The following is a 12,752-nucleotide window of genomic DNA, read 5'->3' as shown; positions in this document are numbered from 1 at the left end:
GTGCCTATGCTCAATCAAGAACTGGAACTCAGTTTAAACATGGCTTTCGCCAGAGCGCGCGAGCACCGTCATGAGTTTATGACCGTCGAGCACTTGTTACTGGCGCTGCTCAGTAACCCCTCGGCCCGCGAAGCGCTGGAAGCGTGTTCCGTGGACCTTGTGGCGCTCCGTCAGGAACTCGAAGCCTTCATTGAACAAACCACACCCGTTCTGCCTGCCAGTGAAGAAGAACGCGATACGCAGCCGACGTTGAGTTTTCAGCGCGTGTTGCAGCGCGCGGTTTTCCACGTACAGTCTTCCGGACGCAGCGAAGTGACTGGCGCCAATGTACTGGTTGCCATCTTTAGTGAACAGGAGTCTCAGGCGGCCTATCTGCTGCGCAAGCACGAGGTGAGCCGTCTCGATGTGGTCAACTTTATTTCTCACGGTACGCGTAAAGATGAACCGGGTCAGACTTCTGACCCTGGTAATCAGCCGAATAGCGATGAACAAGCTGGCGGGGAGGAACGTATGGAGAACTTCACCACTAACCTTAACCAGCTTGCACGCGTTGGCGGTATCGATCCGCTGATTGGCCGTGAAAAAGAGCTTGAGCGCGCCATTCAGGTGCTGTGCCGCCGTCGTAAAAACAACCCGCTGCTGGTGGGGGAGTCTGGCGTCGGTAAAACAGCCATTGCCGAAGGACTCGCCTGGCGTATCGTCCAGGGCGACGTGCCGGAAGTGATGGCTGATTGCACTCTCTACTCGCTGGATATCGGTTCGTTGCTGGCGGGCACCAAATACCGCGGCGACTTTGAAAAACGCTTTAAAGCGCTTCTCAAGCAGTTAGAACAGGACACCAACAGCATCCTGTTTATCGATGAGATCCACACCATTATCGGCGCCGGCGCGGCATCGGGTGGCCAGGTGGATGCGGCAAACCTGATCAAACCGCTGCTGTCCAGCGGCAAGATCCGCGTGATTGGCTCGACCACCTATCAGGAGTTCAGCAATATTTTCGAGAAAGACCGCGCCCTGGCGCGTCGCTTCCAGAAAATCGATATTACTGAGCCGTCTGTGGACGAAACGGTACAGATCATCAATGGCCTGAAGCCGAAGTACGAAGCACACCACGACGTTCGCTACACCGCGAAAGCGGTACGCGCAGCGGTGGAGCTGGCGGTGAAATACATCAACGACCGTCATCTGCCGGATAAGGCGATTGACGTTATTGATGAAGCCGGCGCGCGTGCGCGACTGATGCCCGTCAGCAAGCGTAAGAAAACCGTCAACGTGGCGGATATCGAATCGGTGGTGGCGCGCATTGCGCGTATTCCGGAGAAAAGCGTTTCGCAGAGCGATCGCGATACGCTGAAAAATCTTGGCGATCGCCTGAAAATGCTGGTCTTTGGTCAGGACAAAGCCATTGAGGCGCTGACCGAAGCCATCAAGATGAGCCGCGCGGGTCTGGGACACGAGCATAAGCCAGTCGGTTCCTTCCTGTTCGCCGGTCCGACCGGGGTGGGGAAAACCGAGGTGACGGTGCAGCTCTCTAAAGCGCTGGGGATTGAACTGCTGCGCTTTGATATGTCCGAGTATATGGAGCGCCACACCGTTAGCCGTCTGATTGGCGCGCCTCCGGGATACGTTGGCTTTGATCAGGGCGGTCTGCTGACGGATGCGGTGATCAAGCATCCTCATGCGGTGCTGCTGCTCGATGAGATCGAGAAAGCGCACCCGGACGTCTTTAACCTGTTGTTACAGGTGATGGACAACGGCACGTTAACGGACAACAACGGGCGTAAAGCGGATTTTCGCAACGTGGTGCTGGTGATGACCACCAACGCTGGCGTGCGGGAAACCGAGCGTAAATCGATTGGCCTGATTCATCAGGACAACAGCACCGACGCGATGAGTGAAATCAAGAAGGTGTTTACGCCGGAGTTCCGTAACCGTCTCGATAATATTATCTGGTTCGAGCACCTCTCTACCGAGGTGATCCATCAGGTGGTCGATAAGTTCATTGTCGAGTTGCAGGTTCAACTGGATCAGAAAGGCGTTTCTTTGGAAGTGAGCCAGGACGCGCGTAACTGGTTGGCTGAGAAGGGCTACGACCGGGCGATGGGCGCACGTCCAATGGCGCGCGTGATTCAGGACAACCTGAAAAAACCGCTGGCTAACGAGCTGCTGTTTGGCTCGCTGGTGGATGGCGGCCAGGTGACCGTCGAACTGGATAAAGAGAAAAATGAGCTAACCTACGGCTTCCAGAGTGCGCAGAAGCACAAGCCGGAAGCAGCGCATTAATCTCTTTTGCATAATGAATAAACCGGGCGTGAAAAAGCCCGGTTTTTTTCGTCTGCCTGATGGCTTGCGGATTACCGTTCGCGCAACGCCTCGCGGGCGCGGTTCAACGGTTTAATCAAGTACTCCATGATGGTCTTGCTACCGGTATGGATATCAGCGGTAGCGATCATGCCCGGATAGAGCGGAAAATGTTTGCCCAACTGGTTGGTCAGATAATCCTTCTCGGTTCTGACGTAAACCCGGTAATAGTACCTGTCGCGGTGCACCTCATCCTGAATCGTATCTGGCGAGATAAAGACCACTTTGCCCTCTAGTCCGCCGTAAATGTGGTAGTCATAGGCGGTAAGCTTCACCTTCGCTCTCTGGCCCGGCGTAATAAAGGCCACGTCGCGCGGCGAGATCTCCACCTCCACCAGCAACCGATCGTCGATCGGCACGATCTCCATCACGTTGCCGCGCGGCTGTACCACGCCGCCGATGGTGTTGACCTCAATGTTTTTGACGATCCCCTTCACTGGCGCGTACAGCGTGGTGCGCTTAAGCGAGTCGGCGCGACCGCGGATCACCGACTTCTGTTCTTCCACCTCGGCGGCGGCCTTCGCCAGCTCCTCGCGCGCCTTGACGATATACTGATTACGCGTGTCGTCAATCTTCGACTGCAGATCGTTGGCCTGGCGCCGCAGACGCAGTACTTCCACATCGCTCGCCGCCCCTTTAGCGACCAGCGACGCCGTCAGGCGCAGCTCTTTATTGACCAGCGCCAGCCCGTCCTGCAGGCCGCTCAGCGACGCCTTCAGGTTATTCTGCCGCGAATGGTACAGCGACGTTTCATCCTCCAGCAGTTGAGGAAATCCCTTCAGCTCCGGTGGAAACGTCAGCGGCGTGCCATCCACCTCGGCGTGCAGCCGGGCGAGCATCGCCAGCGCCGCGCGCAGTTTCCCTTGCGCCTCATCCACTCCCGCGCCTGCGATGGTCGGATCGAGCCGCGCCAGCACCTGGCCTGCCTGCACGATATCGCCTTCCTGTACCTTCATCTCGGTGAGGAGCCCGCCTTCCAGCGACTGAATCAGCTGCTCGCGGGCGCTGGGGATAATTTTACCGGTGCCGGTGGTAACCTCATCGAGACGAAACATGCAGGCCCACAGCCAGAACAGCCCCAGCAGCAGTACGCATAGCCAGATAACGCTCTGCCCCATGCCGAAAAAGTGTCGTCGCAGCCAGCGCAGCCCGCTGCCTGCTTTTTCAAATCCGTTCATCACGCCACCTCCTGGGATTTCACCGTTGCCGGATGCGGCGATGGGCGCAGAATTTTCTCTTTGCTGCCGTCGCGCATGATTTTGCCGTTTTCGATAAACAGCACGCGCTCCGTCAGTTGCAGCACCGCCGGGCGATGAGTGGCGACAATCAGCGTGCGTTGTCCCAGCCATTGCTTCAATCCGTCAACGATGTGTTTCTCCATGCCATCGTCAAGCCAGGCGGTCGGCTCGTCCAGAATCAGAATCTGCGGATCGCGCAGCAGGGTACGGGCCAGCAACAGCTGCTGGCGCTGGCCGCCGGACAAGCCGCGTCCCCCTTCCATCAGCAGGTAGTCGAGCCCTTCCGGCAGGCTGCGCACGCAGTGGATAGCGCCGCTCAGCTCCAGCGCGGCGAGGATCTGCTCATCGCTGGCGGTGGGGGCGCCGAGCAGCAGGTTCTGCTTGACGGTGCCGTAGAACAGCGCCGACTGTTGGCTGAGGTACGCCACGTCGCGGCGTATGCACTGCGGATCGACGGAAGCCATTTTTACCCCGTCGAGCAGCAGCGTGCCTTCGCGTGGGTGCAGCAGGCCGCAGAGCAGTTGCAGCAGCGTCGATTTGCCGGAACCGTTGCGTCCGAGAACCGCCACCTTTTCACCGGGGCGGATGGTCAGCGAGGCGATATCCAGCACGCTGGCCGACGACTCTTCGTCGTAGCGATAGCGCATATCGTTGATGACAAACTCGCCATGAATTTTACTCAGGGCGATCTGACTGCCGTTTTCCGGCGCGTCCACTTCGCTTTTCAGCAGACTTTCGACGCCTTCGCGGGCGACCTTCGCCTGCTGCCAGCGGGTCATCACCATCGCCAGTTGGGTGAGGGGAGCCATAATGCGCGACGCCAGCATGGAGCAGCCGATCAGCACCCCGGTGGAGATCTCCCCCTCCATCGCGAAAAAGGCGCCAATCAGGATCACCGTGACATAGGCGAGGGTCTGGACTTCGGCAGTCCAGTTGATCAACAGGCCGCTGACGAAGCGCTGGCGGCGGGCGGTATCGCCAATGGTTGCGGTCAGGTGATTCCACTGGTTCTGAAAGTAAGGTTCGGCGCGCAGGGATTTAATGTCGTCCAGCGCCTGCGCCGACTCGACCAGAATCGCGTTACGCAGCGCCGACTCGCGCATGGTTTCCCGTGACAGCTTCGCCAGCGCCGGCTGTAGCAGTTGTCCCGGCAGCACGATCAAGGGGATCGCCACCAGCGGCACCAGCGCCAGCCAGCCGCCCATCAGCCACAGCAGGGCGAGGAACAGCAGGGAAAAGGGCAGATCGGCTATCGCCCCGATGGTGGTGGAGGTAATAAGCTCGCGGATCTGTTCCAGTTCGCGGATCTGGGCAATAAAGGAGCCGGTGGATTTAGGCCGCGCTTCGCTGCGCAGCCGCAGGGCGTGGCCGAAAACGCGATCCGAGATGCGCACGTCGGCGCGCTTGCCGAGGGTATCGGAGATCCACGTCCGCGCCATGCGCATGACGTAGACGAAGGTCATCGCTATCGCCACGCCGCTGAACAGCACCCACAGCGTCGGCGTCGACTGGGCCGGGATCACCCGATCGTACACCTGCATTGAGAACAGCATCGCCGACAGGGTCAGTACGTTCGCCACCAGCGAAGCCGCCATCACGTTGATGTAGCCGGGCCACTCCTGAAGGATGGTGCGTCGCAGCCAGTTCTCTTCGTAAGGCTTAATGTAATCGTCGACGCGAGCATCCGGCACCGCCTTTTCCGGCTTGACCCGCACCACCCGTTTTGCCGCTTCGCAGACCTGCTGGCGGGTAAGGCGGGTCGCCAGCGGCGTTTCGCCGCTGAAGCGCACTTCGACCTCGCCATCGGTGGAGATCGCCTCAATCACGCCCAGTCCCCGCTCGCCGAAATCGACGATCATCGGCAGCCGCCACGGGTCGAGTAGCCCATCATCAAAGCGGTCGAAGATGGCGCATAACCCAAGATGGCGAGCCATCATTTCCACCAGCGCCTCTTCCTTCATCTGCGTGTGCCGCCATTCGGCCTCATTGCGCACCCGCTCGGCGGAGCCGTCGATACGGTAGAAACGGGCGATAAGGATGAGTAGCGCCAGCCAGTCGTTATAGTGGCGCGGCGGCGCGCCGCCAGCGTCCGTGTCTGCCTGTTTGTCCGTCATATTTATTTCCTTTCTGACTGAGCGGCTTCAATGGTAAAACCACCGAGGCTGCTGTTTTCCAGGCCGAAATAGCGCCTGGCTAATCCTGACGACGCCAGGTAGCCGATCGCCGCGCTCCACAGATCGTGGCGGGCGTTGATCAGATCCTGCTGCGAGCGGCTGATTTCCTGCTCCGCATTAAGCAGATCCAGCACGTTGCGCGTGCCGAGCGACAGGTACTGCATTCTGTAAAGCTCACGGGTGCGAATAATGGTTTCCAGTCGCCCGCTGAGGATCTCGATATTGCGCTGGAGTCCGTCAATGCGGGTCAGGTAGTCGCGCTGCTCGTCGGCGATGCTGAGACGGACCTTCTCAATGTTGGTTTTCGCGGCGGCCAGCGCGCTGGCGCTGGCGTTCTGCTGCGCCTGCAGCGCGCCGCCCTGGTACAGTTTGCCGCTGACCGATACGTAGACGTTGTTATAGTGGTCGTGGCTCTGGTAGTGAGAGATATCGCCCAGATAGCGGTTGGAGTTCATCTCCAGCGAGACGGTGGGGTAGTTCTGCGCTTTGGCGTTACGCAGTCCCGCCTGCGCCACCGCCAGTCCGGCCTGCGCCTTAAGCAGCGTTGGGTTGAGCGAGGCGTCAACATCGGTCGGCAGCGCGCGGGTAAAGACCTCTGCTGGCGAGGGAATGGCTTGCGCCGGCTGGCGATAGCCGAGCAGAAACGCCAGTTGCTCCTCCTGTTGTTGCAGCTTAATGGCCGCGTTGTGCGCTCCGGCCTGCGCCTCTTTCACTCGCGCGTCGGCCTGGATCGGGTCGATACTTGAGCTGGCGCCCGCTTCGGCGCGCAGTTGGGTCAATTGCCAGACGTCATTTACCGCGAGCACGTGCTGTTCGGCAATTTCCAGCAACTGGCGGTCGCGGTGCGCTTCGTTCAGCGTCAGCGCAGTCTTACGCACGATGTCATCGATTTGCTCCAGCACGCCGCTCTTTTGCTCAATGTATTTCGCCGTGGCCTCATCAACGGTACTGCCGGTTTTTCCGAAGTCATAGAGCATTTGCGACAGGCCGACGGTGGCGATATGGCCGGAGGCCTCGTCTTGCTGGCGGCCGGAGGTGACGCCAGCGCTGAGCGTCGGCAAGTAACCGGCGGCGGCCACGTCAATATTAAATCCCGCCGCGTCAAGGGTGGCGATTTCGCTGCGAATTGACGGGTGGTACATCACCGCATCGTGGATCATGCTCCACCATGCGTTGTCATTCATGCCGTTATGCTGGTTGCCGATCCGGCGGGTTGCCGGAGTACTGACCAGACCGTCGTTATCCGGCGCGGCGACGGCTTTGCCGCCATCAGGCTGATAGTTATTAAACGCGCCCCAGAATCCGCTGGCGCCTTCGTTGGTACTGTTGATGCCCTGACTATATGCGCTGACGGAAAGCGTCAGCAAAGCGGCGATAAGCGTTATTTTATTTTTATTCATCACATCCACATTTAATGAGTGCACCGTGGCGCTTAAGACCACGGCGCTCGGTCAATACTCACGCTGAAAGAGGCTGGCCCGCAGGCCAGCCTTCTCAGGATTAACGCTTAGCTAATGCCAACATCGTCGTTTACGTACAGTTGCACCAGCAAACCGTCGGTGGCGGTCGCGGTGTAGAGGTTGTAGCTGATGCCATTGACCAGTTGTACCCCCGACGACTGCCAGCTTCCGTTCAGCGTTACCGTGTCGCCGTTTCCACCGTCCACATAGAGGGTGTTTTGGCTGTCGGTCACGTTGAGCACGCTCTGGACGCTGAGGTTCAGCGAATCGTTCTCGCTGTTGTTCAGCAGGTCGATCTTCTCGATATTTTTCACCTTCGCGGAGATGGTGCTGAGATCGAGAGGCTGACTGCTGTGCCAGCTCAGCGTGTCGCTGCCGTTATCGCCGTTGAGCATCACGAAGTCGGTGTCATAGACGTCGAACACATCGTCAGCCCGGGAGCCGTTGAAGACCAACTCGCCGCCTTCGCTACCGTCGACGTTGATGCCGGTGGTGAACGTCAGGGTCGACGTCGTCCCGTTGGAAAGCGTGTAGCTGTAGCTTTCTGATACGCCAGCGTGCTGTGCGGACGCGTTAGGGGTCCAGGCGTAATTACCGTCGCCGTCGATGGTGAAGGTGCCCCCGTTACCGATGATGGTGGCGCCGTCGTTGCCGACGACGGTCTCTGCGCCGTTAAAGCTGACGGAGGTAACCGTGACATCGCTGCTTTCCGGCGTGACGTCGCCGGTGACGGCGTTAGCCACCTCGACGAAGGTCACGCCCCTCTCGACGTACAGGTTCACCACCGTGCCGTCCGGCTGGATGTGGGTCCACTGCACGTAGTCGATGTTGTTCAGCGTCGTTTCGCCGTTGCGTTCCCAGACGCCCTGCAGAGCGATGGTGTCTTCGCTGCCGCCGCGCACATACAGCGTGTTGACGTCATCGGTTACTCTGATGATGTCTTCCGCCGTCAGAGAGAGCGTGGCCGCGCTGTCGTTGTGCTGCAGATTAATCACCTCAATGTCATGCACCCGACTGGCAACTTCGTTGAGATTAAGGTTGCCGCTGCCGTTCCACACCAGCGCGTCGTGACCATCACCCCCGTTTACCACCCGGAAGTCGGTGTCGTAGACCGTAAAGCTGTCGTCGCCGACGGTGCCTTCAAGGATCAGCTCGCCGCCCTGTTTGCCATCTACCGCCACGCCCATCGTCAGCGTCAGGGTGTGGGAGCTGTTGTCAGACAGTACGTAGGTGAAGGTGTCCTGACTGCCGCTCAGCTTAATGGTCGAATCGGCTTTCAGGGCGTAGGTGTAGGTGCCGTCGTTATGCAACGTCAGTGTGCCGTAGGTACCTTCCACGGAGGCGCCGGCCGCGGTGACGATCACGTAGCTGGCCGCACCGGTGACGATGCCTGCCGCCATCGATTTCACCAGCAGAGAGTTGTCCGTGGCGTTGTCCAACACGCTACCGCCGATGCTGGAACTGCTGGTTACCGTGTAGGCAGTGGTGCTGACAATGTTCGCCGAGACGTTGTAGCTCAGAGCGTTATAGCCTATCCACAATATGTTGTTAACGCCGCTCTGGGTGGCATCCAGCACGACCCGGTATTCGCCCGCATTCAGTCCGTGCAGGCTGACTGACAGGTCATTGCCGTCGGCGATCGCCTGCGTGCCGTTCTGCACTGTCTCCCACTGATAGGTGACGGTGTTGTAATGCTGCAGGGACCAACTGACATTAACGCTGTTGGCGGCGGCGTTGACGCCGCTGCCGCTGACATGGATGGTGACATCCTGCAGATCGCTCGTCGCGCCAACCGTAAAGGTATCGCTGGTGAACGAGCTGGTTGCCGCTGTGGCCAGCGTCCCGGTGTTAGCCATTTCGTCATGTTGCAGCGTCACCTGGGCGGTGATGTCGGCATCGTTGGATTGCGATGCGCTTTCGCTTCCGGTCGTTGTCAGTCGTCCCGATACAATTGCGGCATCGACATACAGATTGACCGTTGTACCGTCCGGCGCGGTGCTGGTGTAATGAGCGTAAGCGACGGTATCGACTATCTCAACGCCCACCGCAAGCCATGTTCCGGAGAGCGTGATGGCGTCTGCGCTTTCGCCTTTCAGCCAGAGCGTGTTCTGCGCGTCGGTGATTGCCGCGACTGACGCCGCATCAATAATCACCTTATCCGCCGCGCCGTCCTGGCCAAAATCCAGCACCTCGATGTTCGACACCTTACCGGCGATATCCGCCAGCGTCAGGGTATCGCTGCCTTTCCATACCAGCGTATCCTGACCGTCGCCGCCGTCGATCTGCTTAAAGGCGGTATTGTTGGCATTAAAGACGTCGTTAAGCTCGCTGCCAACGGAAATGGCGTCGGTCATGACGTCAATCCCCCCCGTCACGGTCTGCGGCGAATACATGAACGAGACATCTTTCGGAATATTCAGCCAGACCTGCGTGCCATCCTCGGTGGTGCTGACGTAGCGGTTGTAGAACACGCTGTCAATCACCTCTGTCGAGACAAAGGTCCAGTGACCGACCGTCGTCACGGTATCGTTGCGCTGGCCGCTAATATACAGGCTGTTACTCTCATTGGTGACTGCCGCAACCGACTCTGCGTCAACCACCACGTTGCGGGAAACGCCGTCCAGGCCGAGATCGATAGCTTCAATATGGCTGACCTTTTGCGCAACGTCGCTCAGCACCAGATCCGTGCTGCCTTTCCACGCCAGGGTGTCATATCCGTCTTTACCGTCAAGTGACGTAAAGGCGGTGTCATACACCTCAAACACATCGTCAGCAATGTTGCCATCGAACACCAGCGGGCCGCCGCTGACGCCCTCAATAGACACACCGAGGTTAATGGTGACGGTTGCTGTCACCACTACCCCGTTAGCGCCTTTCAGGGCATAGGTAAAGACATCCTGCGCGCCTTCAGACACCTGGATCGCCGTCGGCTGATAGACATATTCGCCGTTGTTATAGATAGTCAGCGTACCGTACTGACCCTCCACCTTCACGCCGCTCTCGGTGACCAGCGTGTAGTCCGTGAGGCTGGTATTGGCGCTGGTGTCGCCCGCCTGGACGTACATCAGCGTATAGATCGAGCTCAGATGGTCGATGGTACCGTCGGTTCCTTCATCGCTTAATACGTTTCCGGTAGCTTCGGTGTAGCTCTGTATTACATAGTCGGTGGAGCTGACCACGGTGGCGTTCATGGCTACGTTGAGGCTCACCGTTGCGCCAAGCACTCCCCCTGCCTGCTCAGTAGAGATTGAGTAGCGGTAGGTACCTTCGCCCAGGGTCAGCGTCGACAGATCGATCGCGAAGATTTGTTTACCGTCCATCGTGATGGCCGGGATCACTACGCTGTCAGAGTGGTACGTGCTCCAGCTGCCATCCGGATTCTGTTGTTGCAGAACATAGTGGATGGTCATGGCGTTACCGCTGACGGTGATCCACTCCGGGGTAGTCGACAGGGTCAGCGAACCGGTCACAAAGTCGCCTTCCCCCACGGTAAAGGCGTCAGTCGTTGTCGGCGTCCCAACGCTGACTGTACCGGTAGTGTTGGTCGTTTCTGATTCAAAGGCCAGGTTGATGTTCGCATCCGCCTGGTTGCTGGATGCGGTATCCAGCACTGCGTTATCAGACGGTTCGAGGTTATCCCACACCACGTCCAGATCGGCATTGTCGCTATTGATATGGATGTAGAGGTTAGCCGAGTCGGTGTTGCCGGTGGCGGCATCGGTCAGCGTATAGGTAAAGCTGTCCGATTTACCGATGGCGGATATCGCATAGTTCGGCTCATAAACGTAGTCACCGTTCGCCGAGAGGGTTAGTTTACCGTACAGTCCATCAATCACCGTAGCGCCGGAGGCGTTAACTGCATAGCTGACGACGCTGCCGTCGGCGCCGGTAACCGAAACCGAAGTTACCAGGGTCTGCGCCGGATGCGGAACGCCGTCCTGGCCGGAGAGGGCGTCAACGTCATTCATCACATTGCCAGCGGCGGTTTTGTAAGAGGTAATAGTCGGTTCAGCCGCCAGCTGGTAAATCGTCTCCTGGGTGGCGATACTCATATTGGTGCCGAGGTTCAGGCCGCCAATGCTAAGTTCCAGACGGTAGTCGCCCGCCGTCAGGCCCGGCAGCGTAATGTCCGAAGTCTGCACGCCGAGTCCGAACATGCCGAACAGGTTGCTGGCGCCGTTGGAGGTGAGCGCCTCCCACTGACCGGTGCTGGAGTTGTACTTGCTCAGGGTCAGCGTGGTTGAGCTGAACAGGTTCAGTACTGCGGAGCTGGTTGCCGTTACGCTGAGATCGACAACGGTGCCGTCATTGACGTGGAAGGTGTGGGTACCGCTGTTAACCACGTTACCGTCCGCGCCTTGCTCCGTTGGCCAGGTGAAGCCGATCGCTGCTTCGGTATTGATGTTATCCGCTGCGGCAAAGGTTACCGAGGCCACCTCCAGTGTCAGGGATTCCGATGGGGCGCTGGTGTTGCCAGCGGCATCAGAAACGGTGAAGTGAATGTCGTGTCCGCCATCGCTTAACCCTTCCTCAGTGGTGAAGCGCCAGTCGCCGTTCGCGTCGACGGTCGTTTGACCAATCACCCGATTGCCGTCGTAAACGGTAACCGTGGTGGCGGCTTCCAGTTTGCTGCCGCTGAAGGTCAGTACGCTGTCGGTCTGAGTCGCGCTGGCGGTGACATTTTCGCCTGCTTCGTTGGTAATGACCACGCTGGAGAGATCGACGCCGCCTGGCGCAACGGTATCAACCGTTACTGCTACCGGTGTCGATTCTCCTCTGCTGTTGCTGGCGGAATCAGCCACTTCATAAGTCAGGCTGTGTTCACCTTCTGCCAGCGGTTTTGCCGGGGTGACGGTCCAGTTGCCCTGATCGTCCACTGTCGCTCTGGCGATCTCGCTGCCTTTATCACGTACGATCACCGTACTGCCCGGCTCTGCGCCGCTGCCGCTAAGCGTCGGCGTGGCGTCGTTAATTGGGCTACCGATATCAAGCGTCTCGCCCGCATCGTTAGTGACCACGACGTTGGCCGGGTCGATCGCCTCTGGCGCATCGCTGTCGACCGTCAGCATAACCGCTTCGGACTCGCCGCTACCGTTGCCAGCCGCATCCACCGCTTCCCAGGTCAGGCTATGTTCGCCATCGACCAGCGGTTGTTCCGCGGTGACAGACCAGTTGCCGTTTTCATCCACCACGGCGGAAGCGATAACGTTGCCATTATCACGTACGACCACCGTACTGCCTGGCTCAGCGTCACTGCCGCTGAATGTCGGCGTAGCGTCTTTGACCGGACTGCCGGTAGTGAGGGTTTCGCCACTGTCATTGGTCATCACGACCTCAGACGGATCGATCCCTGCTGGCGCAGTGGTATCAATGTTAAGAGTGACGTCGCTGCTGGTCTGCGAACCGTCCGGACGGGTGATTTCGGTGGTGATGGTGTGCCCGCCGTCGGCCAGCGGCTGCTCCGGGGTGACGGACCAGTTACCCTGGTCATCGACCACAGCTTCGCCGATGACGGTGTC

The 12,752-nt window shown here is 59.0% G+C and carries 5 protein-coding genes; 1 reads left to right on the top strand and 4 read right to left on the bottom strand.

Annotation, left to right across the window (positions count from 1 at the left end; all coding sequences use genetic code 11):
• Positions 1-6: 6 nt before the first annotated feature.
• Positions 7-2,283 carry an ATP-dependent Clp protease ATP-binding subunit ClpA gene (gene clpA / locus OGY07_RS17120; RefSeq protein ID WP_042284842.1) on the top strand — a complete coding sequence of 759 codons (2,277 nt, stop codon included), beginning with the start codon at positions 7-9 and terminating at the stop codon, positions 2,281-2,283.
• A gap of 71 nt (positions 2,284-2,354) precedes the next feature.
• Here clpA and OGY07_RS17115 read toward each other — a convergent pair whose 3' ends face one another.
• The 4 genes from OGY07_RS17115 to OGY07_RS17100 form a co-directional block, all read right to left on the bottom strand.
• Entirely contained in the window at positions 2,355-3,539 is a 1,185-nt protein-coding gene (locus OGY07_RS17115; protein WP_286601937.1) for an HlyD family type I secretion periplasmic adaptor subunit, read from the bottom strand.
• Entirely contained in the window at positions 3,539-5,713 is a 2,175-nt protein-coding gene (locus OGY07_RS17110; RefSeq protein WP_286601935.1) for a type I secretion system permease/ATPase, read from the bottom strand. The genes OGY07_RS17115 and OGY07_RS17110 overlap by 1 nt, the downstream gene beginning before the upstream one ends.
• 2 nt (positions 5,714-5,715) lie before the next feature.
• Positions 5,716-7,173, bottom strand: a complete 1,458-nt coding sequence (locus OGY07_RS17105) for a TolC family protein (protein ID WP_286601932.1) — start codon at positions 7,171-7,173, stop codon at positions 5,716-5,718.
• Between the two features lie 107 nt (positions 7,174-7,280).
• On the bottom strand, positions 7,281-12,752 hold a 5,472-nt coding region (locus tag OGY07_RS17100), incomplete at its 5' end, for a BapA/Bap/LapF family large adhesin (protein ID WP_286601930.1).

The organism is Citrobacter sp. Cs237 (assembly GCF_030332325.1).
Lineage (GTDB): Bacteria > Pseudomonadota > Gammaproteobacteria > Enterobacterales > Enterobacteriaceae > Citrobacter_A > Citrobacter_A sedlakii.
This window is presented reverse-complemented; position numbering and strand designations above follow the sequence as displayed.

Coding starts and splice junctions, on each gene's coding strand:
- clpA (WP_042284842.1), top strand. CDS start 7: ATGCTCAATCAAGAACTGGAACTCAGTTTAAACATGGCTTTCGCCAGA.
- OGY07_RS17115 (WP_286601937.1), bottom strand. CDS start 3,539: ATGAACGGATTTGAAAAAGCAGGCAGCGGGCTGCGCTGGCTGCGACGA.
- OGY07_RS17110 (WP_286601935.1), bottom strand. CDS start 5,713: ATGACGGACAAACAGGCAGACACGGACGCTGGCGGCGCGCCGCCGCGC.
- OGY07_RS17105 (WP_286601932.1), bottom strand. CDS start 7,173: ATGAATAAAAATAAAATAACGCTTATCGCCGCTTTGCTGACGCTTTCC.